This window comes from Blautia hansenii DSM 20583 (assembly GCF_002222595.2).
GTDB lineage: Bacteria > Bacillota > Clostridia > Lachnospirales > Lachnospiraceae > Blautia > Blautia hansenii.
On record NZ_CP022413.2, the window covers coordinates 2,317,501 to 2,342,363 of the forward strand.

Sequence of the window (24,863 nt, forward strand, 5' to 3'; positions counted from 1 at the left end):
TTATCTACTTCCTCTGCCTGTTCTTCGATTGTCATGTTTTTGTGAATGATACCAATACCACCCTGTCTCGCCATGGCAATCGCCATACGATGTTCAGTAACTGTATCCATACCTGCACTCATCATCGGAATATTTAATTTCACCTTTTTTGTCAGATATGTTGATAGTTCAACCTGATTTGGGATTACTTCTGAATATGCAGGAACTAAAAGCACGTCATCAAAAGTAATTCCTTCGCCAATAATCTTACCCATCTTGGTTCTCCCTTCAATTTATTTATAGTATAGTAATATAGCAAATTACGACAAAACTGTCAATCCATAAAGACCTTTCTCGGACATGATTTTTGAATATTTTCAAGTAATGTCTGATCAGGCTCCAGCAATACTTTGCAGATTTCCTTCTCATCGGGAATAATCATGGCATATACCTTGTGTTCTTTATTTCCTGATGAAAAATCTAAAACTTTTAATTTTGTGTTATGATTTTGATAATCCATTCTATGTGAATTGACAGGTGCCATAATCTCCATCTTTGCCAAATCAAAGGACTGTACACGTTTTCTCTTTGATTTTGCCATAATTTTATCAATATCTAATTCACCGTTTACATAGACATACTCATATTCCAAATCCAGATTTGGTAAAATAAAATATGCCGCAATACCAAGACCAAGTGTTAAAACCCATACCAACGGAATGATTATACCCACTACTGCCGTTGCTGCAATTACTCCTATCAGCAGGAATTTAATTACTTTGTCTTTTCCAGTCTGCTCCTTTTTAACCAGCAGCTCTGAATACGAGTCATTCATTCTTTCTTCCTCCTATGTCTTCTGTTTTCTAACAAACAGTGTATCACAAATGCCCCTTTGTTGCAAGAAAGGAAAAGCCGGTGTTCCTGCTTTGAACACCGGCTAAAAACCTATTTTCTTACATCATTCCCATTCCTGGAGCGCCTGCTGGCATTGCTGGAGTTTCTTCTTTAATTGTAGAAACAACTGCTTCTGTTGTAAGTAATGTACCTGCTACACTTGTTGCATTCTGTAATGCGCTTCTTGTAACTTTTGCTGGGTCCAGAATACCTTTTTTAACCATATCTACATATTCTTCATGTAATGCGTCAAATCCTGTACCAACTTCAGACTCTCTTACTTTATTAATAATAACAGAACCTTCCAGTCCGGCATTTGCTGCAATATGGAATAATGGCGCTTCTAAAGCTTTTAATACTACTTTTGCACCTGTCTTTTCGTCACCCTCTAAAGTATCTACTACTTTTGCTACTTCTTTTGATGCGTGGATGTATGCAGAACCGCCACCTGCAATAACGCCTTCTTCTACTGCTGCTCTTGTAGCGTTTAAAGCATCTTCCATACGAAGTTTTGCTTCTTTCATTTCTGTTTCTGTGGCAGCACCTACACGGATAACAGCAACACCGCCTGCTAATTTTGCAAGTCTTTCCTGTAATTTTTCTTTATCAAATTCAGATGTAGTTTCTGCAATCTGATGTTTAATCTGAGCAACTCTTGCATCAATTTCTTCTTTTTCGCCCATACCGTCTACAATAACAGTTGTTTCTTTCTGAACTTTAACAGATTTTGCACGTCCTAGCTGTTCCAGAGTTGTATCTTTTAACTCTAATCCGATTTCATCAGAAATCACAGTACCATTTGTTAATACAGCAATATCTTTCAGCATTTCTTTTCTTCTGTCGCCATATCCAGGAGCTTTTACAGCGCATACAGAGAATGTACCTCTTAATTTGTTTACGATTAAAGTTGTAAGAGCTTCTCCTTCGATATCTTCTGCGATAATCAATAATTTAGCGCCTGTTTTTACAATCTGCTCTAAAACAGGAAGAATGTCCTGAATATTGGAGATTTTTTTATCTGTGATTAAGATATATGGATCGTCTAAAACAGTTTCCATTTTATCCATGTCTGTTGCCATATATGCAGAAATATAACCGCGGTCAAACTGCATACCTTCTACTAAATCCAATTCTGTTTTCATGGTTTTGGATTCTTCGATTGTAATAACACCGTCTTTGCTTACTTTTTCCATTGCTTCTGCAACCATTTCGCCAACTTCATCATCACCTGCTGAAATTGCTGCTACTCTTGCAATCTGGTCTCTTCCTTCGATGTTGGAGCTCATGTTCTGAATTGCATTTACTGCTGCTTCTGTTGCTTTTTTCATACCTTTTCTCAGGATGATTGGATTTGCACCTGCTGCCAGGTTTTTCATACCTTCGTGTACCATAGCCTGAGCTAAAACAGTTGCTGTTGTTGTACCGTCTCCGGCTACATCATTTGTTTTTGCAGCAACTTCTTTAATGAGCTGTGCGCCCATGTTTTCAAAGCCGTCTTCTAATTCAATTTCTTTTGCAATTGTAACACCGTCGTTTGTAATAAGCGGTGCGCCGAAGGATTTATCTAAAACAACGTTTCTTCCTTTTGGGCCTAATGTAACTCTTACTGTATCTGCTAATTTATTAACACCAGCTTCTAATGCAACTCTTGCTTCTCCGCCATATTTAATTTCTTTTGCCATGATGACATTCCTCCTAAAATTTAAGCTTTCAATTTTAAATTATTTTACAACAGCTAAAATATCATTCTGTTTTACAATGATATATTCTTCTCCGTCAAGTTTTACTTCTGTTCCTGCGTATTTAGAATAAATAACCTGATCTCCTGCTGCTACTTCCATTTTTACTTCTTTGCCATCAACAATTCCGCCTGGTCCGACAGCAACAACTTCTGCCTGCTGTGGTTTTTCCTGAGCCTGACCCGGTAAAACAATTCCTGATTTTGTTGTTTCTTCTGCAACTAACTGTTTTAATACAACTCTGTCACCTAATGGTACTAACTTCATATCTATTTCCTCCTTTATCATTGCCATCCTTTGTTTATTAGCACTCATTGCAATTGAGTGCTAACCGATAGTCATATATTAGTTAATTTCATCCAATTTCGCAACTGTATATAGCAACTCTTTTCCCGTATTTATCTTCTATTTTCTCTCATTTTCTAATTTTTTCTCTTGTTTTTTCAGCTTTTTGTTTTTGTGCGGATTTTATAGATATTTTAGAAAAGGGGCTGTCGCATCAAGCAAACAGCCTCTTTCATTATTTCTTCACTAATTTTCTTTTCTTAATTTCTTCCAGTTCATCAAAAATAACTTCATTTAATACCTTAATGTAGGTTCCTTTCATTCCTGAGGAACGGGACTCTATTACGCCTGCACTCTCGAATTTTCTAAGGGCATTGACTATCACGGATCTTGTAATACCTACTCGGTCAGCAATTTTACTTGCTACCAGAATTCCCTCTTCACCGTTAAGTTCATCAAAAATATGAATAATTGCCTCTAATTCAGAAAAAGATAATGTACTGAATGCAGATTTAACTACTTGAATTTTTCTGTTTTCTTCTGCATTTTCCTCATGTACGGACCGCATCATTTCCAATCCGACTACGGTTGTACCATATTCACTGACAATAATATCCTCAATGTCATAAGGCTTCGCACTGCGATACATGAATAAAGTGCCCAGTCTTTCTCCTGCAATATCAATGGGACTTATAATTGCCATATATCGGCTAATCTGCTCATCCTCAAATCCAAGAGTCTGTAAATTTACATTTTCTTTTGTAGACAGCACACCCAGCAGTCTTTCATTTAAAAGATTGTCTATATAGCCGCCCACTTCACTGTCAATCAATTCAGTAATTCTATCTACCCCGGGACAATTTCCTACACCTAATACTTTTCCTTTTTTACTCATTACTAAAATGTTTGAATCCAGTGTTTCTACCATGACTTCACATATATCATTGAATAGAACTTTTGAAGCATGATTATTGTGAAGAAGCTTATTTATCTTTCTGGTCTTATCTAATAATTGTACGCTCATGGCGACCTCCTTTCTCCTCTTTCCCTGTTTTCGCTTAAATTCTTCATTTCTTACGGAAATCAGCAAAACAAGATTACTTCTTCTGTCTTTTTTATTCTATCACACAATATTTCTGAAATCAATGTGTAGTTTTACTATTTTCAGTCTTTTTAGTAGTTTTCTAATAATTTATACAATCTAAACATCCAAATTATTTACTGATTATCGTCATTTTCCTTTGGCTTTGCCATAACATATCCACAGTGTTCATCTGCACATACCAATTTATTGCCTTTTTCTAACATATAGCCGCCACAGGAAGGACATTTTTCCTTTGAAGGACGCTGCCATGACATAAATTCACATTCCGGATTATTTTCGCACCCATAGTACAAACGTCCCTTTTTGCTTCTTTTTACTACAATGTCTTTTCCGCACACAGGGCAAGGCACTCCGATTTTTTCCAGATATGGTTTTGTATTTTTACATTCCGGAAAACCGGGACAGGCAAGAAATTTCCCATGAGGTCCATACTTAATTACCATATTTCTTCCGCACTGCTCGCAGATTACATCGGTTACCTCATCTTCGATTTTAACCTGTTCCAATTCTTTTTCCGCTGTCTTTACCGCTTCATCTAAATCAGGATAAAAGTTTCGAATGACCGTTTTCCACTGCACCTTTCCTTCACCCACATAATCCAAAAGCTCTTCCATCGTTGCCGTAAAGTTCACGTCTACAATACTTGGAAATGCTTCCTTCATAATATTATTTACCACTTCGCCAAGCTCTGTCATATACAAATTTTTGTTTTCCTTTGCCACATATCTTCTGGCAATAATCGTAGTAATAGTAGGCGCATAGGTACTTGGTCTTCCAATTCCTTTTTCTTCCAATGCTTTTACAAGAGCCGCCTCTGTATAATGTGTCGGAGGCTGTGTAAAGTGCTGCTGCTCCTGAAAGCTGTTAAACGCAAGCTTAGTATTTTCATCCAGACTTTTCATTAAAAACTGATTTTCTGATTTTGCATCATCTTCCTGTGTATACACAGCCATGAAACCGTCAAATTTCAGTTTAGACGCTGACACAGTAAAATAATATTCTCCGCCCTGAATTTTTACAGAAATTGTTTCATATTTTGCCTGCTGCATTCTGCTTGCTGCAAAACGTTTCCATATCAGCTGATATAAACGATACTGGTCTCGGGAAAGAGACTCCTTTAAGGATAAGGGTGTACGGCTGATATCTGTGGGACGGATTGCCTCGTGAGCATCCTGAATTTTCTTTTTGCTGTCATCCTTTTTCTCTGCTGTTGCCAGATATTCCTCTCCGAATTCTGATGCAATGTAGGTTCTTGCTGCATAATCCGCTTCTTCTGAAATACGTGTGGAATCTGTACGCAGGTAAGTGATAATACCAATCGTTCCGCTTCCTTTTACATCTACGCCTTCATATAACTGCTGCGCCAGACGCATTGTTTTTTGTGTGGAAAAATTGAGTACCTTAGATGCTTCCTGTTGAAGGGTACTGGTTGTAAAGGGTAGAGGAGCTTTTTTGCTGCGCTCTCCTTTTTTTACTTCTGCAATACGATATTCTGCATCTTTTAATTCGCTTAAAATCTTATCCATTTCTTCTTTGGAATGAATATTGATTTTTTTATTTTTATTTCCGTAAAATTTAGCTATTATAGGTTTCTTTTCTCCCTCTACGGAAAACTCAGCATCTAAGGTCCAGTATTCTTCCGGTATGAAATTATTGATTTCGTCTTCTCTGTCCCCAATAATTCTAAGTGCCACAGACTGTACACGCCCTGCACTTAAACCTCTTTTTACTTTTGCCCACAGCACCGGACTGATTTTATAGCCTACCATACGGTCTAAAATACGCCGTGTCTGCTGTGCATCTACTAAATCCATGTTAATATCTCTTGCCTCTTTAATAGAAGCTTTTACTGCTGTTTTTGTAATTTCGTTAAAGGTAATACGGCGCATCTTCTTTTCATCAAGCTTTAATGAATTTGAAAGATGCCATGAAATTGCCTCTCCTTCACGGTCGGGGTCAGTTGCCAGATACACTTTATCTGCTTTTTTCGCAGCTTTTCGAAGAGCTGCCAGTATATCCCCCTTTCCTCGAATAGTTATATATTTAGGTTCGAAGTCATTGTCTACATCAATTCCAAGCTGACTTTTTGGCAAATCTCTCACATGTCCATTGGATGCCATTACTTCATAATTTGAGCCGAGAAATTTTTTAATTGTTTTCACTTTTGCCGGTGACTCCACAATCACTAGATATTTCGCCATGTCAACCTCCTGTTCTGGTATAATAATTTTTTACAGGCTCTATAATAAGACCTTCCAGCTCCAGCTTCAATAAAATCTCCATAATTTCTCCTGATTTTAAAGGAACTTCCTGAAAGATTTCTTCTATATTTTTAGGCTGTAAATCCAGACAACTATACACCATTTCTTCATGGCTTGCAAGCCATATCTTTGATTTATGGAGGAAATCCCCCTTCTTTTCCGGTAAAATCTGAAGTTCAGACAAAATACTTTCTACCGAATTCGCAATTCCCGCTCCGTCGGCAATCAGCAGATTACACCCTTCACTTAAAGCATCATCTACTCTACCCGGAACGGCAAAAACTGTCTTTCCCTGCTCCAAAGCATAGTTTGCCGTAATTAAAGAACCGCTTTTTTTCTTAGCTTCCACTACAAGAACTAAATCAGCCAATCCGCTGATAATCCTGTTTCGTCTTGGAAAGTTGCCGGCAAAAGGCAGCGTCTGATTTTCAAACTCTGACAACACTCCTCCTTTTTTTATAATTTCCTCGTAAAGTCTCTGATTTTGCTTTGGATAACAAATATCCACACCGCATCCCAACACTGCATAAGTATTTCCACCTACATCCAAAGCCCCTTTGTGCGCATTTGCATCAATCCCCTTTGCCAGTCCGCTGATAATCTGCACGCCCTGCTGTGCCAGCTCTTTTGCAAAGCGATATGCCTGATAAGCCCCGTAATGACTACACACACGTGCACCTACAATAGCAACCGTTTTTCCGGTTTCCAGCGGAAGTTTGCCTTTTACATAGATTGTTTGGGGCATATTTTCATAGACTAACAGCCGTTTGGGATATTTCTCCTCAAATCTGCTGCATTGCCAAATTTTTTCTGTCATTTCTCTCCTCCATCACCAGTCCTTCTTCTCTAACGCCCGATACGATACTGCTTTACTGATATGCGATACCTCAATCTTTTCCGATTTTTCCAAATCCGCAATAGTTCTTGCTGTCTTTAAAATTTTATGATAGACTCGAACACTTAAATTCATTTTTTCATAAGCTCTTTTTAAAAGTTTTTTTCCTTCAAGACTGGTTTCACAGTATTTCTCAATTTCCTGCCCTTTCAGACGTCCATTAAAAGAATTTTCTTTTCCTTGATAACGTTCCTTCTGAATGTCATAGACTTCTTTTATAATTTCCCTCAGCTCCCTGCTTGTTTTTCCTTTTTTCTTCTTCCAGAGCTGTTCTTTTGGAACTTGCTTCATCTCTGTGCACAAATCAAAGCGGTCAAAAATCGGTCCGCTGATTTTCCCCATATATTTTGCCACTTCGGTATCAGAGCAGGAGCATTTATTTCTATCCGGATAATAGCCGCAGGGACAGGCATTCATTGCCCCAACAAAAAGAAAATCTGCGGGGAATTGAAAGTTTCCGCTAACTCTGGAAATACAGATTTTATGTTCTTCCAAAGGCTGTCTTAAAATTTCTAACGTACTTCTGGAAAACTCCGGAAGCTCATCTAAAAATAAAATCCCTTTATGAGCAAGAGTAATTTCTCCCGGTCTTGGTATCTGTCCGCCTCCTGCCAATGCTTTTGGTGATGCAGTATGATGAGGCGTACGAAAAGGACGTGTTTTCATAATGGGGTTTTCCTGTGACAAAAGCCCTGCCGCACTGTAAATCCCTGAAATTTCCATTGCCTCCTCTTTTGATAAAGCCGGAAAAATGCTCGGAATACTTTTTGCTATCATGGTCTTCCCTGAACCTTTTGTACCTATCATCAAAAGATTGTGAAAACCTGCCACCGCAATTACCGCCGCTTCTTTTGCTGCTTCCTGACCTGCAATTTCACTAAAATCCCATTCCCCTTCATAAACGGCATCCTCCCACTTCTTTGTGGAATTTCTCACTGCTCCCCAATTTTTAAGAGCAGCACAGTCCGCAAGCTCTCTCATATTTTCCACAGCCAAAATCGGTATCTCATCTATCATCTCAACCTCCTTTGCATTTTCTTTTGGAATAATACACAAACGGCACTTTTCTTTTACAGCTCTGTCTACAATAGGTAAAATTCCCTTTATTCCTTTGATTTCTCCACTGAGGCTTAATTCTCCTGCCATACATACGTTTTCTAAGCAGGCAAAATCCAGATACCCAAACGCAGATAAAAGCGCCGCTGCAATAGGTAAATCAAACCCTGTTCCGTCTTTTTTTACATCTGCCGGCGACAGATTAACGGTGATGTGTTTTGCAGGAAAAGAAAAACCTGAATTTCTGAGAGCTGTACAGACTCTGTCCTGTGCTTCCCGCACTCTGGAGGATAAATAACCCACCATAGAAAATCCGGGAAGCCCATTCCTCACATCTGCTTCTACTTGTATGGGAATACAATTCACCCCTATAATAGTTGCTGACATTACTTTTCGAAACATAATACCTCCTATGTTATTTTTTGTTTTATTTGGAATTTGTTGGCGGAAACGCCAGAATTTTAGAATTTTGATGTATTTACTTTACCATATTTTCCGGTATTTTACAATGGAAAAGCACTAAATCTCTTTCTTTCACATAAACTATAATTAAATTACTATGAGGTAAGCTTGTGTGAAAACATTTCTTAAGCCCCTGACTTCGGAAGAAGAAAGCTATTATCTTCAGGAATACAAGCAAGGCAATCTGGAAGCCAAAAATATTTTAATCGAACGAAATCTACGTCTGGTTGCACATATTGTAAAAAAATATCAGGGTGCTCCGGAGGAAATGGACGACTTAATATCCATTGGCACCATTGGGCTTATCAAAGCCATCCATACCTTTGATGCCCAAAAAGCAAGCAGGCTTTCCACCTATGCTGCTCGCTGTATTGACAATGAGCTTCTCATGCTTCTTCGCTCCAAAAAAAAGAGCAATAGGGAGGTATCTCTCTATGACCCTATTGGCACAGATAAAGAAGGAAATGAAATCAGCCTCCTTGACATTATAGAAACAGAGCCTGTGGATGTGGTAAAAAATTATTCTCTAAAGCAGGATATTGCCCGCCTATACCAGCTGCTCCCAAAAGTTCTTACTACACGGGAACGTGAAATTATTAAGCTGCGCTATGGCCTTTACGGCGAACAGGAGCTGACACAGAGAGAAATAGCAAAGCGGCTGAATATCAGCCGCTCTTATGTATCCCGTATTGAAAAAAATGCTATTTTAAAATTAAGAAGCTTCTTCCCTTCTTCTTAAAATATCATATACCTCTACTTCTGTTCCCAAATCCACATATAAGGTCTGTTGTGGGTGTGGAGCGCTTTCCATAGCCTGTCCTTCTTCATCAAAAATACCCTTTACCGAAACCTTCAGGTTTCTTCCGTCCGGTTTCATAACCTCAATCGTTTCACCCAGCAAGAACTTATTCCTCTGGGTGATGCGATAGAGCCCGCCTTCTCTCTTTTCTTCTGCATATCCCAGATAAGTATAGCCCTTTTCGTAGGTATTGTTATCGTAAATCTGTGTTGTCTCATCCGGCTTTCCATAGAAAAATCCGGTGGTAAACTGTCTGTAAGTGCAGCTCTTAATCTGCTCCTGATACCATGCCATGTTTTCCTTATATATTTCAGGGTCTTTCAGGTAATCATCAATGGCTTTTCGATAAGTTCTTGCAACGGTTGCCACATACAGAGCTGTTTTCATTCTTCCTTCGATTTTCAGACTGTCAATTCCCGCATCAATAATATCATCGATGTGCTCTATCATACACAAATCTTTAGAATTAAAAATATAAGTGCCTCTTTCATTTTCATAAACCGGCATAACCTCTCCCGGTCTGGTTTCTTCTACAATAGAATATTTCCAACGGCAAGGATGCGTGCAGGCTCCTCTGTTTGCGTCTCTGCCTGTAAAATAATTCGATAGCAGACAGCGGCCTGAATAAGAAATGCACATAGCTCCGTGGATAAAGCTTTCAATTTCCATTTCCTGTGGGATTCTCTGTCTGATTTCTTTAATTTCCTCCAAAGACAGTTCTCTGGCGCTTACCACCCTTTTTGCCCCCAGCTTCCACCAGAAATCATAAGTTCCGTAATTTGTATTATTTGCCTGTGTACTGATATGTCTTTCTATCTCCGGACATATTTCCTTGGCAATCATAAAGACACCGGGATCAGAAATAATCAGTGCATCCGGTTTGATTTCCTTTAATTCTTTAAAATATTCTCTGACACCTTCCAAATCCTCATTATGTGCCAGAATATTGGCTGTTACATACACCTTTACCCCATGCTCATGTGCAAAGGCAATTCCTGCTTTCATATCTTCCATGGAAAAGTTTTTTGCCTTAGCTCTCAAGCCAAAGGCTTCTCCTCCAATATAAACAGCATCTGCTCCAAACATAACAGCAATCTTTAATACCTCCAGACTGCTTGCCGGAATTAATAATTCTGGTTTCCGAAGCATTTTCATCCTCCTATTACTTCTTAATACTAAGTGTCACTCCATCTCCCAACGGAAGAATGGATGTTTCTAATAACTCGTGGTTTTTCAGCACATATAAATATTGACGCATTCTTTTATAAATAGTACGATTTCGTCTTTCCACAGCAAAATGGGACTCTATAATATCTCCATCCTGCAAAACATTATCCGACAGAAGAATGCCTCCTGTTTTCAAAAGCCGCAGAACATCCGGTAAAAAATTAATATACTGTCCTTTTGCAGCATCCATAAAAATAAAATCAAAGGGCTCTGAAAGTGTCTTTAAAACCTCTTTTGCATCTCCTTCTAAAATCTGAATTTGTTCTTCCTTCCCTGCTTTTTTAAAGTTCTCTTTCGCAATGGGAATTCGTTTTTCATAATTTTCGATTGTTACGATTTTACATTCTTTTGGTGCGTATGTGCTCATTAAAATAGTAGAAAAACCAACTGCAGTTCCTACCTCTAAAATCCTTAAAGGTGCTTTTATTTGTAAAAGCACCTTTAAAAAACTTTGCATTTCTCTTCGGATAATCGGAACATAATTCGCCAACGCCTCTTTTTCCAACTCATTTAAAAAAGGCGTATTCCCTTTATCCAAAGAATTTATATATGTGACCATTCTCTCATCTACAATCACGATTGTTCTCCTCCTTCATCCTGAGAAGACTCATCCGTTTCTTTTGGTGATGAACTGGAACCGTCCTGTATTTCAGAACTTCCTTCTTTTGCTTTTCCTCCGGTATTGGTCTGGTCCGGCTGTCCTTCTGTGTTTTCTCTTGCCAAAATCTCCATCATTTCATCAGGCGTCATGCTTGTGCTTAAAATATAAGTGCCCGGCTGCTGCTTTCCTTTATAGCTGGAAAGCATCTCCTGTGCCACAAATATTTTTGCATCGTCAATTAATCCCTTTTTCTTTAAGGTTTTTCCAATCTGATATACAGAGTCCCCTTCTTTTATAACAACCGTAACATCTCTTCCGTTTTCCTCGTTATCCATCGCTTCCTGATTAAAAATTTCATAACCAAAATCGTAAGCTGATTTTCCTATATAAATAACGCCCACAATTACACAAAGATAAAGAGCAAACCGGAAAAAACCTCCTGCTATAATCGATGATTTCTTCTGTTTTCTGATTTGTTTTCCCATATTGTTCTCCTTGACTTATGACAAATCCGGTATATCCAGATAAATTCCCTGATGAACTGCCGCTGAAATTTCCTGAAGCTGTCTGCACAGAGCCATTTCCGCATCCAAAAATTGATTGACCTCTACAATCCTACATAATTTTTCCATCTTTTCGTCTAAGTTTTCCAAAGCAGTATCTAAGTTTATGTCAGTACTTTGATTTTGAATTTGATAATTCAAACGTCGAAGTTCATCTACCTGTTCTTTTAATCCCGGAGTTTTTTTAATTTCTTCTAACGCTGCACAATACTGCCTATACGAATTGCCGTTTTTAATAGCCGAAATCAACATTTCTGTGCAGGTATCAATAAAACTCATATTATGCCTCCATAATAATCGGCAAAATCATTGGATTTCTCTTAGTACGCTTCCACAGGAAATCTCCCAGAGAGTCCTTAATAATATTCTTAATTTTGCCCCAATCGGTAATATGCTTATCCAAGCATACATCAATCGCATCTTCTACTACAATTCTGGCTTCGTCCATTAAATCCTCGGACTCTCTTACATAGACAAAACCTCTGGATACAATATCCGGTCCTGCCAAAAGTCTGCTGCTGTGCTTTTCTAAGGTAAGCACTACAATCATAATACCGTCTTCTGCCAGATGCTGTCTGTCTCTTAAAACAATATTGCCTACATCGCCGACACCAAGTCCGTCTACCAGAATTGCTCCTGTGCGAACTTTTTCTTTTACTTTTGCAGGCTCTTCCTCATTGAGCTCCAGCACATCTCCGGAAGAAAGAATAAAAATATTTTCCTTTGGAATTCCCAAGTCGCTGGCAATCTGTGCCTGTGCTTTTAAATGGCGGTATTCACCATGCACCGGAATTGAATATTTCGGTTTTACCAAAGAGTAAATCAACTTGATTTCTTCCTGACAGGCGTGTCCCGATACATGAGCATCCTGAAAAATAACATCTGCACCTTTTCGGCTCAATTCATTAATAACTCTGGAAACGGCTTTTTCATTTCCCGGAATTGGATTAGAGCTGAAAATAATGGTGTCATTAGGCTTAATGGTAACTTTTTTATGAATATTGGCAGCCATTCTGGATAATGCCGCCATAGACTCTCCCTGACTTCCTGTGGTGATTAAAACCACTTTGTCATCGGGATAATTTTTAATCTGGTCAATATCAATCAGCGTCTTATCCGGTATCTGCAAGTATCCTAATTCTGCCGCAGTACCGATAACATTGACCATACTTCTTCCCTCTACCGCTACTTTTCTTCCGTATTTGTATGCAGAGTTAATAATCTGCTGTACACGGTCTACATTGGAAGCAAAGGTAGCAATGATAATTCTGGTATTTTTATGCTCTGCAAAAATATTGTCAAAGGTTTTTCCCACAGTTCTCTCTGACATGGTAAAGCCTTTTCTTTCCGCATTTGTACTGTCACACATCAGCGCAAGAACGCCCTTTTTACCGATTTCTGCAAATCTCTGTAAATCAATGGCATCTCCGAATACCGGTGTATAATCCACTTTGAAGTCACCTGTATGGATAACAATTCCTGCCGGTGAATAAATAGCAAGAGCAGATGCGTCCTGAATACTGTGGTTTGTTTTTATAAATTCAATACGGAAGCAGCCCAGATTGATAGACTGTCCGTGTTTAATCACTTTTCTTTTTGTTGTTCTTAAAAGATTATGCTCTTTTAATTTATTATCAATAAGACCTACTGTAAGCTTTGTAGCATAAATAGGTACGTTGATTTCTCTTAAAACATAAGGCAACGCTCCGATATGGTCCTCATGTCCGTGGGTAATTACAAAACCCTTCACCTTATCAATGTTTTCTTTCAAATATGTGACATCCGGAATTACCAAGTCAATTCCCAGCATATCGTCCTCCGGAAATGAAAGTCCGCAGTCCACTACGATAATACTGTCCTCATATTCGAAAGCAGTAATGTTCATTCCAATCTGTTCCAGTCCGCCCAATGGAATGATACGTAATTTTCCATTATTATTTTTTTTCAATTTTCTTCCTCCAATTATTTCCGCTCCTATTCAAAATCAATGTCATCTAACATAGCTGCAAAGACTTTATAAACCGCATCGTATTCTGTATCGTCTTCTACAAATACGTAGCAGCCTTCTTCGTCGCCATCTTCTGAGATATCTTTTAAAATGTACGCCGCACTTCCGTTCTCTTCATCGTTTTCTTCCGGATCAATTACTAAAAGGTAGTTAATTCCGCCTACTCTGGTCTGTTCTAAAATCCCAAATTCTAATTCTGTTCCGTCTTCTCCATCAAAAATTACTGTTTCCATGTTTTTCGTCCTTTCTTTTCTCACTTTTCAGGCATACACATAACCCGGACACACGCTCGCTTTTGCCAAAACCTTATGTGTGGCTTTGGCTTGCTCAAACTGTCCCCGGGTTTGCTTTTGCATCTAAATAGCCTTGTAAGATAAATACAGCAGCTATCATATCTACATATTTACCTCTGTTCTCTCTACGTACTCCTGTTTCCATTAAAGTACGATTGGCTTCTACTGTGGTAAGTCTTTCATCCCACATTACAACGGGCAAGCCCAGTCTTCTTTCCAGTGCTTCTTTTAGCTGCAGCGATTTTTCCGCCCGTTCTCCGATTGTATTATTCATGTTTTTCGGAAATCCTAAAACAATTTCCGAAACCTCATATTCCTTTGCCAGTTCTTCTACTCTGCGCAGGGACTTTCTCAGTTTATTCTCCTCTTCTCTACGAATAATCTCTATTCCCTGTGCGGTAATCCCAAGAGGGTCGCTGATTGCTACCCCTATGGTTTTTGAACCGTAATCCAATCCCATAATTCTCATAAGCTAATCACGCTTCCATGATTTATTCTTAATATATTCCTTCAGCAATTCTTCTACCAGCTCATCTCGCTCAACCTTCATAATTGTGCTTCTGGCACCTTTATAGCTGGTAATATATGTGGGGTCGCCTGACATAATATATCCCACAATCTGATTTACCGGATTATAACCTTTTTCAGCCATAGCATTATATACCAAATCTAACACTTCTTTTACACGAACTGCCGGGTCTGTTTTCACATTAAAATATTGTGTATTCTCTAAATTTGCCATAAATTCACGCCCTTACCTATCATTCTAGTACTGCAACTATACTCCTATTTTAATATATCTTGTTTAGAAATTCAACTATTATATTGAGCAAATAAAAATACCTTCTTCAATAAATCTTTCCACTTTTCCCAAAACAATACGATTTTCCAGATTTTCTTTGCTTTTTGCAGCTACCTTTAAATATTCCTTTGTATAACCGATCCAGTATTCTTCTCCTTGTATTTTCGCTGTTTCTTCAAAGAGAATTTCAACCTGCTGCCCTAAAAAGCTTTCCATGTATTTTTGTTTTTTCTCTTTTCCCAACTGAATAAGCTTATGGCTTCTTTCTGTCTTTACTGCCTCATCAACCTGTCCTTCCATCTCCGCAGCTCTTGTCCCCTGTCTTCTGGAATATTTGAAAATATGTGTCTCATAAAATTCCACACTTTCTATCATCTTATAGGATTGTTCAAATTCTTCTTCTGACTCCTGTGGAAATCCTACGATTACATCTGTTGTCAGCGCAGGATTTTTAAAATATTTTCTTAAAAGCCTGCACCCTTCTAAATATTCCTCGGCACTGTATTTTCTGTTCATTCTCATTAAAGTGGCATCACAGCCGCTTTGCAGGGAAAGATGAAAATGCGGGCATATCTTCGGCATATTTCCTAATGCCTGTGCAAATTCCTCTGTAATAATACGAGGCTCTAAAGAACCCAAACGAATTCTTTTGACTCCTTCAATTTCATGAACTGCTTTAATCAGCTCCAAAAGATTATCCTCACAGTCAACCCCATAAGAGCTTAAATGAATTCCTGTAAGTACAAATTCCTGATATCCGTTTTTTGTCAAACGAAGAACTTCTTCCAAAACTTCCTCTTTTCTTCTGCTTCTTACCCGTCCTCTTACGTAGGGAATAATGCAGTAGCTGCAAAACTGATTGCATCCGTCCTGCACCTTCAGATACGCTCTTGTATGCTCTCCTGTACTGGAAAGCTGAAGCTCTTCATATTCTACCGGCTTGTCCAGACTTATCAAATCCTTTTCCTGTCCGCTTCCCTTTTTATAATTTTCCAGCACAAACAACAAATCCTGCTTTCTGTTATTTCCCAGTACAATATCAATGGCATCATCAATATTTTCCATATTCTTTTGTGCCTGCACGTAACAGCCTGCTGCAATAACAATTGCCTCTGGATTCATCTTTCTTGCTTTATGGAGCATTTGTCTGGATTTTCTGTCTGCAATGTTGGTTACTGTACAAGTATTGATAATATAAACATCAGCACCCGGTGCAAAAGGAACAATCTCATATCCTGCTTTTTCCAGCATTTCCTGCATGGCTTCTAACTCATAAGCGTTTACTTTGCACCCTAAATTATGCAATGCTACTTTTTTTTTCATTATTTTATCCTCATTCCTTCTGAAAGTTAAGCGTTTTGACGAATTGTTTTCAAATAATTTGTATTTTATTTCCCCTTTTTTATATTGACTTTTTTTACCATAAAAGGTAACATTATGCTTGTAATAAGCAAATAATAAATCTGATGTAAGGGAGGATTTTTATCCAATGAAAACAGTTAAAATTTCACTTAATTCTATCGACAAAGTTAAATCTTTTGTAAATGAAATCACAAAATTTGATTACGATTTTGATTTAGTATCCGGAAGATACGTAATCGATGCAAAATCCATTATGGGTATCTTTTCTTTAGATTTATCCAAAGCTATCGACTTAAACATTCATGCAGCAGATGCAGCTTTAGATGAAATCTTAGAAGTATTAAAACCATACTTAGTTTAATCAAAACAAGCTTTAAATTTTTTACAGGCTATATAGTTATATAGCCTGTATTTTTTTCAATCCTTATTCACAAATAATGGTTTCTGCTGTTTCTACTGCTTCTTTCATCATCTCGTCAATTTTTTCCTGAAGCTTTTCTTCTGAACGTTTGATAATCTGAAGATTTGGTTTTGTAACAGGATGTTTTGCCACAAAAATTGTACAACAATCTTCGTATGGCAAAATAGATGTTTCATAAGTATTGATTTTTAATGCCACGTCTACGATTTCCTGCTTATCAAAGCCGATTACCGGACGGAATACCGGCATGGTGCACACATCATTTGTGGCAGCAAGACTGTGAATAGTCTGGCTTGCTACCTGTCCGATGCTTTCTCCTGTAATCAGTCCCAGACAGCCGTCTTTCTTTGCAAATTCTTCTGCAATTTTCATCATGTAGCGACGCATAATAATCGTGAGTTCCTCATGCGGGCACTTATCATAGATATATAACTGGATATCTGTAAAGTTTACGACATGAAGACGGATTGGTCCACTGTATTTTGCTACCAGCTTCGCCAAATCTACAACCTTTTGTTTTGCTCTCTCACTTGTATACGGCGGAGCATGGAAATACACCGCATCCAGCGTAACACCTCGTTTTGCAATCATATATCCAGCAACAGGGCTGTCAATACCACCGGACAGAAGAAGCATAGCGCTTCCGTTTGTCCCAAGAGGCATACCGCCCGGTCCCGGAATATTTTCGGAATATAAATAAATTTTATTTCGGATTTCAACATTTACAAATACGTCAGGATTGTGTACATCTACCTTCATATTCGGGCAGGCATCTAAAATTGCACCGCCCAAAGCGCTGCTGATTTCCATGGACTGCATCGGATAGGTTTTCTTATTTCTTCTTGTGTTTACTTTAAAGGTTAATGCTTTCTCTCCGTACAGCTTCTTGACGTACTCTGTCACTTCCTGAGATAATTTCTCAAAACCTTCATCTTCTAATACAACAGCAGGGCAAATACTGAAGATACCAAAAACTCTCTTTAAAGCTTCGATGGTTTCATCATAGTCAAATTCTCCTTCTGTATAGATGAAAATACGTCCCATTTCTTTTACAATTCTAAATTTACCTTCTACATTTTTTAACTGGTACTTTATCTGTGCTACCAGTGCATCTTCAAAAATGTAGCGATTTTTTCCTTTAATTGCGATTTCCGCATATTTAATCAAAAACGCTTTATACATTCTGTAATTTCCTTTCTATTTTCTCGCATATCTGCGAAGCATTGGGAGTACCTTTTTCAATGCCTCCAGTGTATAATCAATTTCCTCTTTTGTAGTAAATTCACAAAAGCTAAAACGAATTGCAGATTCTTTTCGCTCCGGTGTCAGACGCAAAGCAGTCAAGCTGGCGCTTCCCGCTCTTTTGTGGCTGGAGCATGCGCTGCCTGCCGAAACATAAATATTCATATCCTCCAAAGTATGAAGCAGAACTTCACTTCTTACTCCCAGAAAGCTCACATTTAAAATATGAGGAGCTCCCTTTTCCACCTCAGGACCATTGATTTCCACATTTTCTAATTTTAAAAGCTCCTGTGCAAAATATTTTTTTAATTCCATCATAGAGGAAACATTTTCATCTATATGGCTGTATATTTTCTTTGCGGCAACACCAAGTCCTGCAATTCCCGGTACATTATCTGTGCCGGAACGCATTCCTTTTTGCTGTCCCCCTCCTAAAATCAAAGGCTGAATTTTTGTTTTTTCATTTACATATAAAAAGCCCACGCCTTTTGGACCATGAATTTTATGGCTGCTGACAGACAATAAATCAATGTTCCATTTTTTCGGATAAATCCGGTATTTTCCGTAAGCCTGAATGGCATCTACATGAAACGTTGTCTGAGGATTTTTTTCATGAACCAGTCTGCCCATTTCTTCAACAGAAAGGACTGCACCCATTTCGTTATTTACCATCATTGTAGAAACTAAAATAGTGTCCTCTCTGATTGTCCCAGAAAGCTTTTCTAAAAAAATATTTCCCTTTTCGTCCACAGGAATTTCTGTTATCTCATAGCCCTGTTTTTGCAGCCACTCCATTGGTGCTGATACAGCGGCATGTTCAAAAGGCGTTGTAATAATATGTTTTCCCTGTCTATTCTTTGCCAGCGCTGTTCCAATGACTGCCCAGTTATCAGACTCTGTGCCCCCTGAGGTAAAGAAAATTTCTTTTTCCTGCACCTTCAGTGTTTTGGCAATTTCTTTTGTCGCTTCTTTTATATAATTTTCCGCATCTACACCTTTCAAGTGCATAGCAGAAGGATTACCGAAATCTTCCGTCATGGTTTTTACCACAATATCTTTTACTTCCTCATAGCATCTGGTAGTTGCCGAATTATCCAGATATGCTTCCATTTCTATTCCTCCAGTGTATACATTAAAATAGCTAAAACTGTCAGTCCCGCTGTTTCTGTTCGTAAAATTCTTTTTCCCAAGGTAATGACCTGCGCATCTGCTTTTTCTTTTGCAAGGGCTACTTCACTTTCTTCAAATCCGCCCTCCGGTCCAATGAAAATCCCCACAGATTGTCCCGGTTTTATTTTTCCGATAATCTCTTTTGTTTTTTTCATTCCATCTGCCAGCTCATAGGGAAAAAGCACTATATCCAGCTTTCCTGCATAATCCACAGCTTGTTGAAAGCTCATAACATTGGTGATTTCCGGTACGTACATACGCTTTGACTGTTTTGCTGCACTTTCCGAAATTGCCTGCCATCTTGTAATTTTTTTTTCTTCTTTCTTTTTATCCAGCTTAACTACTGCTCTTTTCGATGCCACAGGTATCACCTGATGCACGCCAAGCTCTACTGCTTTTTGGATAATCAGCTCCATTTTATCACTTTTGGGGAGCCCCTGAAACAAATAAATTTTGGAAGAAAGCTCATATCCGGCTTCCTGCACATACATAATATGCGCCAGTATTTCTTCCTCCCCGATTTCCTCTATATAACAGGTATATTCCTTATCTTCTCCGCTGCTGATTAAAATTTCCTCCTTCAGCTTCATACGCAGAACATTTTTTATATGATTTACATCGCTTCCGCTAATACAAATCTGATTATCTTTTATCTGAGACGGCTCTACAAAAAAACGATACATAGCTTTCTCCTAATTTTTTCTGGCTGTAACAGAAACCCATTCGCCCTGATATGTCACTTCCAGCACTTCAAGACCGGCTGCTTTCACTGCTTCCACCACAGTTTCTTCTTTATTGTCAATGATACCTGATGTAATATAAATACCGCCCTTTTTCATCTGATTTACAATAACCGGTGTCAGAGGCACTAAAACATCTGCCAGAATATTTGCAACAACGATATCGTATTTCTCATATCCCACTTTATCCTGTACTTCTTTGTCGTCAATAATATTTCCAATCATCATGTCAAAATCCTGCGTTGGGATTTCATTTACTTCTTTATTTTCCTCCACAGCCGGCACTGCACATGGGTCCAAATCTGTTCCTACTGCATGTTTTGCGCCTAATTTTAATGCTACAATAGACAAAATACCACTGCCTGTCCCAACGTCCAAAAGCTCTGTATCTTCTTTTACAAATTTCTTTAACTGACGAATACAAAGCTGTGTAGTCTCGTGCATTCCTGTTCCAAAAGCAGTTCCCGGATCAATATGGATAATCATCCTGTCTTTATCTTCTTCTTTTACCTCTTCCCATGAAGGAATAATTAAAATATCATCCACATAAAACTGCTTAAAATACTGTTTCCAATTATTAATCCAATCAATATCCTCTGTCTCATCTATGGCAATGCTGCCTTCGCCAATGTCCATAAAATCACGCAGCCCGTCAAGCTCTGTTTTTACTGCGTTTAAAATTTCTTCTTCTTTGGTTATTTCACCATTCATAAGCAGTTCGCCGTCTTCTGTTTCTTCTACAAAGAAGCTTAAATAGGCAATTCCGTCATCCTCCTGCATCTGTGGCAAAATATCCACAAACATCTGCTCTTTTTCCAACGGTGTAAGAGGTACATTGTCTTCAATCTGTGCACCTTCTAACCCAATATCATAGAGAGTGCTGATAATAATATCCTCAGCTTCTGTTTTTGTTTTTATTCTGAATTTTTTCCACTTCATTGATTTAATCTCCTTATTTCATACGTACAGACATAATAAGCGTATTTTATTATTATAGAGGATAGAAAAAAGAAATGCAACTATGAAAGAAAAAGAGAGCTGCATTCCCATTCTCATCATGAAATACAACTCCCTTGTTTCCTTAATTTTCAAACATATCTTTTAATTTTTCGCCAAATTTTTTCTTCTTTTCTCCACTTGATGGGCGATTTCCACAAGCCTCATCAAATTTACGAAGAGCTTCTTTTGCTTCTTCGTTAAGCTTTGTAGGAACTTCCACTACTAAAGTTACATAGTGGTCACCTCTGAGATTTTTGTTTCGAAGAGATGGAACACCTTTACCTTTTAAGCGAACCTTTGTATCTGTCTGTGTACCTGGTTTTACATCATAAAGAACATCTCCATCCACAGTGCTGATACGTACTTCACCACCGAGTGCAGCCTGTGCGAAAGTAATCGGTGCTGTTGAGAATATATTCATATCTTGTCTCTGGAAAATCGGATGGCGTGCTACAACAACTTCCACCATCAAGTCACCTCTTGGTCCGCCATTTACACCTGGTTCGCCCTTTTCTCTGATACGAATACTCTGTCCATTATCAATACCGGCAGGTATGGTAACTTTAATTTTCTTCCTACTGGAAGTAAATCCTGTACCATGGCACTGTGTACATTTCTCTTTAATTATTTTTCCGCTTCCCTGACAGTCCGGACAAGTCTGTACATTCTGAATCGTACCGAACATAGACTGCTGAGTATAAACCACCTGACCAGAGCCATGACATTTCGGACATGTTTCCGGTGATGTTCCCGGCTTTGCACCTGTTCCGTTACAAGTTGTACAAGTATCCTTTAAATTCAGTTCAAGCTCTTTCTCACATCCGAAAACAGCCTCTTCAAAAGTAATTCTAACAGACGCTCTAAGATTGGCACCTTTCATTGGACCATTATTCGGTCTTCTGCGTCCACCGCCGCCGAATAAATCTCCAAAAATATCTCCAAAAATATCTCCCATATCCGCGCCGCCAAATCCACCGAAGCCACCAAATCCGCCTCCGGCTCCACCGCCGCCCTGTTCAAAGGCAGCATGACCAAACTGATCATATTGTTTTCTCTTTTGAGGGTCACTTAAAATGCCATAAGCCTCTGTTGCCTCTTTGAATTTTTTCTCGGCTTCTTTATCTCCAGGATTTACATCAGGGTGATATTTTTTGGCAAGCTTACGATATGCACTTTTAATTGCAGAATCATCTGCGCCCCTGTCTACTCCAAGGACCTCGTAGTAATCTCTTTTATCTGCCATTTGTCTTATCCCTTTCTCTCATCAGCGTATCACAGATATGGAAACACATAAGACATGAGGTGCCACAAAACACCCCATGCCCATGTTTTACTGCTTTACGCCTACTGATTAAACTTCTCTGTAATCTCCATCTACAACATCATCACCGTATGCTTCGTTGGAACCACCCTGTGCTCCTGCACCCATATCAGGACCTGCCTGTGCACCGCCCTGTGCCTGAGCCTGTTCATACATTTTAGCAAAGAGTTTCTGTGCGCTCTGCATTAATTTTTCTTTACCAGCTTTAATTTCTTCTACCTGAGCATCTGTGATTTCATCTACATTTGCACATTTAGCAAGAATATCTTTTAATGCATTTAAGTCTGCTTCTACTGCTGTCTTATCATTTGCATCAATTTTATCTCCGGCTTCTTCCAGAGCTTTTTCTGTCTGGAATACCATAGCATCTGCATCATTCTTTGTATCTACTGCTTCTTTACGTTTTTTATCCTGTGCTTCGTATTCTGCAGCTTCTTTTACAGCTTTATCGATTTCATCATCAGACATATTAGAACCTGCTGTAATTGTGATGTGCTGTTCTTTACCTGTTCCTAAGTCTTTTGCAGATACATTTACAATACCGTTTGCATCAATATCAAAAGTTACTTCAATCTGAGGAACACCACGTCTTGCTGGTGGAATACCATCTAAACGGAACTGTCCGAGAGATTTATTATCTCTTGCAAACTGTCTTTCACCCTGTACAACATTAATATCTACTGCTGTCTGATTATCTGCTGCTGTAGAGAAAATCTGACTTTTCTTTGTAGGAATTGTTGTATTTCTTTCAATCAATCTTGTAGCAATACCACCCATTGTTTCGATAGACAGTGACAGTGGAGTTACATCAAGAAGAAGGATATCACCTGCACCTGAATCACCTGCAAGTTTACCACCCTGAACAGATGCTCCTAAAGCAACACACTCATCAGGATTTAATGTCTTACTTGGTTCTTTTCCTGTCAGCTGTTTTACTTTATCCTGTACAGATGGAATACGTGTAGAACCACCAACTAACAATACCTGACCTAATTCAGAAGGTGAAAGTCCTGCATCAGATAATGCACGTTTTACAGGTTCTGCTGTTCTTTCTACTAAATCATGTGTCAATTCATCAAATTTTGCTCTTGTAAGGTTCATATCAAAGTGCAGAGGTCCATTTGCATTCATGCTGATAAATGGAAGGTTGATGTTTGTTGTTGTTGCAGAGGAAAGCTCTTTCTTTGCTTTTTCAGCTGCTTCTTTAATACGCTGCATAGCCATTTTATCTGCGGATAAATCAACACCTTCTGCTTTCTTAAATTCAGCAATCATATAATCTGCAACTTTCTGGTCAAAGTCATCACCACCAAGGCGGTTATCACCTGCTGTAGATAATACTTCGATAACACCGTCACCGATTTCAATAATAGAAACATCGAAAGTACCGCCACCTAAGTCGTATACCATGATTTTCTGTTCTTTTTCATTATCAAGACCATAAGCAAGAGCTGCTGCTGTAGGCTCGTTGATAATACGTTTTACTTCCAAACCTGCAATTTTACCTGCATCTTTTGTTGCCTGACGCTGTGCATCATTGAAATAAGCAGGTACTGTAATAACAGCTTCTGTTACTTTTTCACCAAGATAGTTTTCAGCATCTGTTTTCAGTTTCTGTAAAATCATTGCTGAAATTTCCTGTGGAGAATATTTTTTATCATCAATGGTAACTCTGTAATCAGTTCCCATGTGTCTTTTAATAGATGAAATTGTTTTATCTGCATTTGTAACAGCCTGACGTTTTGCAGGTTCTCCTACTAATCTTTCTCCTGATTTTGTAAAAGCAACTACAGATGGTGTTGTTCTTGCGCCTTCTGCATTTGCTACAACTACCGGCTGTCCACCTTCCATTACACCTACACAGCTATTTGTAGTACCTAAGTCAATACCAATAATTTTTCCCATGATAAATTCCTCCTGAATTTTTCTTCTATTATTTATTTACTGGTTATCTTTCATTTATAAGATAAAATCTCACAGAATTTCTTCTGCTTGATGAATATCGCTAGTTTGCAACCTTCACCATACTGTGTCTTACCACATAATCTTTATACATATATCCCTTCTGGAATTCTTCAACAATTATATTTTCTTCCACTTCCTCATCTTCCACATGCATCACTGCATTATGAAAATCAGGATTAAATTCCTGCCCTACAGCTTCAATTGCTTTTACTCCTATTTCATCAAAAGCTGTCATCAACTGTTTATAAATCTGAGCCATACCTGTAGCCACAGGATTTTCTTTTTCATCTTCCGGTATCATTGCCAGACCTCTTTCAAAGTTATCAACCACCGGAAGAATTTTCTCTACAATCTCTCTTGCTCCGATTTGATACATAGAAGCTTTTTCCTTTTCTGTGCGTTTTCGGAAGTTATCAAATTCTGCCATCTGGCGTTTTACCATGTCTGTCAATTCTTCTATTTTTTCATCTTTTTTATCTTTTTTCTTTTTTCCAAACAGTCCCTTTTTTTCTGCTGTTTTTTCTTCTACAGTTTCTTCTGTTTCCTCTGTTTCAGAAACTGTTTCCTCTGCCAATTTTACATCATCTTCTTCTAAAATTTCTTCTGTTTCATTTTGAGTCATATCATCTTCTTCTATTGTGTTATACTCTTTTTTTTCTTCTGACACGAATTTC

General features: G+C 38.4%; 26 protein-coding genes (1 of these 26 running past the window's edge). 2 read left to right on the forward strand and 24 right to left on the reverse strand.

Features of this window, described 5'->3' with window-relative positions; translation table 11 throughout:
• The 8 genes from guaB to CGC63_RS11750 form a co-directional block, all read right to left on the reverse strand.
• On the reverse strand, positions 1 to 254 hold the beginning of the coding sequence (guaB, locus tag CGC63_RS11715) for an IMP dehydrogenase (RefSeq protein WP_003022375.1). The gene continues 1,201 nt to the left of window position 1, outside the view; the window shows 254 of its 1,455 coding nt (coding positions 1-254); its start codon is at positions 252 to 254; its stop codon lies beyond the left edge, outside the window.
• A gap of 59 nt (positions 255 to 313) precedes the next feature.
• Complete coding sequence (locus CGC63_RS11720) at positions 314 to 814, reverse strand: DUF6106 family protein (protein ID WP_003022377.1); 501 nt, start codon at positions 812 to 814, stop codon at positions 314 to 316.
• A gap of 118 nt (positions 815 to 932) precedes the next feature.
• On the reverse strand, positions 933 to 2,555 hold the full coding sequence (groL, locus tag CGC63_RS11725; protein WP_003022378.1) for a chaperonin GroEL: 1,623 nt from the start codon (positions 2,553 to 2,555) through the stop codon (positions 933 to 935).
• Positions 2,556 to 2,594: 39 nt separating this feature from the next.
• Positions 2,595 to 2,879, reverse strand: coding sequence for a co-chaperone GroES (gene groES / locus CGC63_RS11730; RefSeq protein WP_009246425.1), 285 nt, complete (start codon positions 2,877 to 2,879; stop codon positions 2,595 to 2,597).
• 253 nt (positions 2,880 to 3,132) lie between these two features.
• Positions 3,133 to 3,921, reverse strand: coding sequence for a GTP-sensing pleiotropic transcriptional regulator CodY (codY, locus tag CGC63_RS11735; protein WP_009246426.1), 789 nt, complete (start codon positions 3,919 to 3,921; stop codon positions 3,133 to 3,135).
• Positions 3,922 to 4,115: 194 nt separating this feature from the next.
• On the reverse strand, positions 4,116 to 6,203 hold the full coding sequence (gene topA / locus CGC63_RS11740; protein WP_003022384.1) for a type I DNA topoisomerase: 2,088 nt from the start codon (positions 6,201 to 6,203) through the stop codon (positions 4,116 to 4,118).
• Between the two features lies 1 nt (position 6,204).
• A complete protein-coding gene (dprA, locus tag CGC63_RS11745) occupies positions 6,205 to 7,080 on the reverse strand; it encodes a DNA-processing protein DprA (protein ID WP_003022386.1) in 876 nt (291 codons plus the stop codon).
• Positions 7,081 to 7,092: 12 nt separating this feature from the next.
• Complete coding sequence (locus tag CGC63_RS11750) at positions 7,093 to 8,616, reverse strand: YifB family Mg chelatase-like AAA ATPase (protein ID WP_003022389.1); 1,524 nt, start codon at positions 8,614 to 8,616, stop codon at positions 7,093 to 7,095.
• 172 nt (positions 8,617 to 8,788) lie between these two features.
• On the opposite strand from CGC63_RS11750, the gene sigK reads away from it, so the two are divergent.
• Complete coding sequence (sigK, locus tag CGC63_RS11755) at positions 8,789 to 9,415, forward strand: RNA polymerase sporulation sigma factor SigK (RefSeq protein WP_003022392.1); 627 nt, start codon at positions 8,789 to 8,791, stop codon at positions 9,413 to 9,415.
• Here the strand turns inward: sigK and CGC63_RS11760 are convergent.
• From CGC63_RS11760 to mtaB, 9 genes are all read right to left on the reverse strand, one after another.
• Positions 9,389 to 10,624 (reverse strand): peptidase U32 family protein, encoded by a 1,236-nt coding sequence (locus CGC63_RS11760; protein WP_009246429.1) that lies wholly within the window; start codon positions 10,622 to 10,624, stop codon positions 9,389 to 9,391. The two genes, sigK and CGC63_RS11760, sit on opposite strands and share 27 nt — an antisense overlap.
• Before the next feature lie 13 nt (positions 10,625 to 10,637).
• Entirely contained in the window at positions 10,638 to 11,279 is a 642-nt protein-coding gene (locus CGC63_RS11765; protein WP_003022396.1) for an O-methyltransferase, read from the reverse strand.
• On the reverse strand, positions 11,276 to 11,788 hold the full coding sequence (locus CGC63_RS11770) for an endolytic transglycosylase MltG (RefSeq protein WP_003022398.1): 513 nt from the start codon (positions 11,786 to 11,788) through the stop codon (positions 11,276 to 11,278). The genes CGC63_RS11765 and CGC63_RS11770 overlap by 4 nt, the downstream gene beginning before the upstream one ends.
• Positions 11,789 to 11,803: 15 nt before the next feature.
• The gene (locus CGC63_RS11775) at positions 11,804 to 12,145 is read right to left on the reverse strand and encodes a YlbF/YmcA family competence regulator (RefSeq protein WP_003022400.1); all 342 of its coding nucleotides are present in this window, start codon (positions 12,143 to 12,145) and stop codon (positions 11,804 to 11,806) included.
• Position 12,146: 1 nt separating this feature from the next.
• A complete protein-coding gene (locus CGC63_RS11780) occupies positions 12,147 to 13,814 on the reverse strand; it encodes a ribonuclease J (RefSeq protein ID WP_003022402.1) in 1,668 nt (555 codons plus the stop codon).
• A gap of 26 nt (positions 13,815 to 13,840) precedes the next feature.
• Positions 13,841 to 14,107, reverse strand: a complete 267-nt coding sequence (locus CGC63_RS11785; protein WP_003022404.1) for a DUF1292 domain-containing protein — start codon at positions 14,105 to 14,107, stop codon at positions 13,841 to 13,843.
• A 94-nt stretch (positions 14,108 to 14,201) separates the two neighbouring features.
• On the reverse strand, positions 14,202 to 14,636 hold the full coding sequence (gene ruvX / locus CGC63_RS11790) for a Holliday junction resolvase RuvX (RefSeq protein WP_003022406.1): 435 nt from the start codon (positions 14,634 to 14,636) through the stop codon (positions 14,202 to 14,204).
• Positions 14,637 to 14,639: 3 nt separating this feature from the next.
• A complete protein-coding gene (locus tag CGC63_RS11795; RefSeq protein ID WP_003022407.1) occupies positions 14,640 to 14,909 on the reverse strand; it encodes an IreB family regulatory phosphoprotein in 270 nt (89 codons plus the stop codon).
• A gap of 78 nt (positions 14,910 to 14,987) precedes the next feature.
• Complete coding sequence (gene mtaB, locus CGC63_RS11800) at positions 14,988 to 16,292, reverse strand: tRNA (N(6)-L-threonylcarbamoyladenosine(37)-C(2))-methylthiotransferase MtaB (RefSeq protein ID WP_003022409.1); 1,305 nt, start codon at positions 16,290 to 16,292, stop codon at positions 14,988 to 14,990.
• 166 nt (positions 16,293 to 16,458) lie between these two features.
• On the opposite strand from mtaB, the gene CGC63_RS11805 reads away from it, so the two are divergent.
• Positions 16,459 to 16,692, forward strand: a complete 234-nt coding sequence (locus tag CGC63_RS11805) for an HPr family phosphocarrier protein (RefSeq protein WP_003022411.1) — start codon at positions 16,459 to 16,461, stop codon at positions 16,690 to 16,692.
• Positions 16,693 to 16,755: 63 nt separating this feature from the next.
• Here CGC63_RS11805 and thiI read toward each other — a convergent pair whose 3' ends face one another.
• The 7 genes from thiI to grpE form a co-directional block, all read right to left on the reverse strand.
• Entirely contained in the window at positions 16,756 to 17,934 is a 1,179-nt protein-coding gene (gene thiI, locus CGC63_RS11810; RefSeq protein ID WP_003022413.1) for a tRNA uracil 4-sulfurtransferase ThiI, read from the reverse strand.
• 15 nt (positions 17,935 to 17,949) lie between these two features.
• On the reverse strand, positions 17,950 to 19,104 hold the full coding sequence (locus tag CGC63_RS11815; RefSeq protein WP_003022416.1) for a cysteine desulfurase family protein: 1,155 nt from the start codon (positions 19,102 to 19,104) through the stop codon (positions 17,950 to 17,952).
• A 2-nt stretch (positions 19,105 to 19,106) separates the two neighbouring features.
• Positions 19,107 to 19,847, reverse strand: coding sequence for a 16S rRNA (uracil(1498)-N(3))-methyltransferase (locus CGC63_RS11820; protein ID WP_003022417.1), 741 nt, complete (start codon positions 19,845 to 19,847; stop codon positions 19,107 to 19,109).
• 9 nt (positions 19,848 to 19,856) lie between these two features.
• The gene (prmA, locus tag CGC63_RS11825) at positions 19,857 to 20,843 is read right to left on the reverse strand and encodes a 50S ribosomal protein L11 methyltransferase (RefSeq protein ID WP_003022420.1); all 987 of its coding nucleotides are present in this window, start codon (positions 20,841 to 20,843) and stop codon (positions 19,857 to 19,859) included.
• Between the two features lie 142 nt (positions 20,844 to 20,985).
• Positions 20,986 to 22,146: a molecular chaperone DnaJ gene (dnaJ, locus tag CGC63_RS11830; protein WP_003022422.1), complete on the reverse strand. Its 1,161-nt coding sequence runs from the start codon at positions 22,144 to 22,146 to the stop codon at positions 20,986 to 20,988.
• 108 nt (positions 22,147 to 22,254) lie between these two features.
• Entirely contained in the window at positions 22,255 to 24,129 is a 1,875-nt protein-coding gene (gene dnaK / locus CGC63_RS11835) for a molecular chaperone DnaK (protein ID WP_003022424.1), read from the reverse strand.
• Between the two features lie 100 nt (positions 24,130 to 24,229).
• Complete coding sequence (grpE, locus tag CGC63_RS11840) at positions 24,230 to 24,856, reverse strand: nucleotide exchange factor GrpE (protein ID WP_003022426.1); 627 nt, start codon at positions 24,854 to 24,856, stop codon at positions 24,230 to 24,232.
• Between the last annotated feature and the right edge of the window lie 7 nt (positions 24,857 to 24,863).

What these genes read in the sequence shown, in the direction of transcription:
- CGC63_RS11720 (WP_003022377.1), bottom strand. Translation starts at nt 814, where the DNA reads ATGAATGACTCGTATTCAGAGCTGCTGGTTAAAAAGGAGCAGACTGGA.
- groL (WP_003022378.1), bottom strand. Translation starts at nt 2,555, where the DNA reads ATGGCAAAAGAAATTAAATATGGCGGAGAAGCAAGAGTTGCATTAGAA.
- groES (WP_009246425.1), bottom strand. Translation starts at nt 2,879, where the DNA reads ATGAAGTTAGTACCATTAGGTGACAGAGTTGTATTAAAACAGTTAGTT.
- codY (WP_009246426.1), bottom strand. Translation starts at nt 3,921, where the DNA reads ATGAGCGTACAATTATTAGATAAGACCAGAAAGATAAATAAGCTTCTT.
- topA (WP_003022384.1), bottom strand. Translation starts at nt 6,203, where the DNA reads ATGGCGAAATATCTAGTGATTGTGGAGTCACCGGCAAAAGTGAAAACA.
- dprA (WP_003022386.1), bottom strand. Translation starts at nt 7,080, where the DNA reads ATGACAGAAAAAATTTGGCAATGCAGCAGATTTGAGGAGAAATATCCC.
- CGC63_RS11750 (WP_003022389.1), bottom strand. Translation starts at nt 8,616, where the DNA reads ATGTTTCGAAAAGTAATGTCAGCAACTATTATAGGGGTGAATTGTATT.
- CGC63_RS11760 (WP_009246429.1), bottom strand. Translation starts at nt 10,624, where the DNA reads ATGCTTCGGAAACCAGAATTATTAATTCCGGCAAGCAGTCTGGAGGTA.
- CGC63_RS11770 (WP_003022398.1), bottom strand. Translation starts at nt 11,788, where the DNA reads ATGGGAAAACAAATCAGAAAACAGAAGAAATCATCGATTATAGCAGGA.
- CGC63_RS11775 (WP_003022400.1), bottom strand. Translation starts at nt 12,145, where the DNA reads ATGAGTTTTATTGATACCTGCACAGAAATGTTGATTTCGGCTATTAAA.
- CGC63_RS11785 (WP_003022404.1), bottom strand. Translation starts at nt 14,107, where the DNA reads ATGGAAACAGTAATTTTTGATGGAGAAGACGGAACAGAATTAGAATTT.
- ruvX (WP_003022406.1), bottom strand. Translation starts at nt 14,636, where the DNA reads ATGAGAATTATGGGATTGGATTACGGTTCAAAAACCATAGGGGTAGCA.
- CGC63_RS11795 (WP_003022407.1), bottom strand. Translation starts at nt 14,909, where the DNA reads ATGGCAAATTTAGAGAATACACAATATTTTAATGTGAAAACAGACCCG.
- mtaB (WP_003022409.1), bottom strand. Translation starts at nt 16,292, where the DNA reads ATGAAAAAAAAAGTAGCATTGCATAATTTAGGGTGCAAAGTAAACGCT.
- CGC63_RS11805 (WP_003022411.1), top strand. Translation starts at nt 16,459, where the DNA reads ATGAAAACAGTTAAAATTTCACTTAATTCTATCGACAAAGTTAAATCT.
- thiI (WP_003022413.1), bottom strand. Translation starts at nt 17,934, where the DNA reads ATGTATAAAGCGTTTTTGATTAAATATGCGGAAATCGCAATTAAAGGA.
- CGC63_RS11815 (WP_003022416.1), bottom strand. Translation starts at nt 19,104, where the DNA reads ATGGAAGCATATCTGGATAATTCGGCAACTACCAGATGCTATGAGGAA.
- CGC63_RS11820 (WP_003022417.1), bottom strand. Translation starts at nt 19,847, where the DNA reads ATGTATCGTTTTTTTGTAGAGCCGTCTCAGATAAAAGATAATCAGATT.
- prmA (WP_003022420.1), bottom strand. Translation starts at nt 20,843, where the DNA reads ATGAAGTGGAAAAAATTCAGAATAAAAACAAAAACAGAAGCTGAGGAT.
- dnaJ (WP_003022422.1), bottom strand. Translation starts at nt 22,146, where the DNA reads ATGGCAGATAAAAGAGATTACTACGAGGTCCTTGGAGTAGACAGGGGC.
- dnaK (WP_003022424.1), bottom strand. Translation starts at nt 24,129, where the DNA reads ATGGGAAAAATTATTGGTATTGACTTAGGTACTACAAATAGCTGTGTA.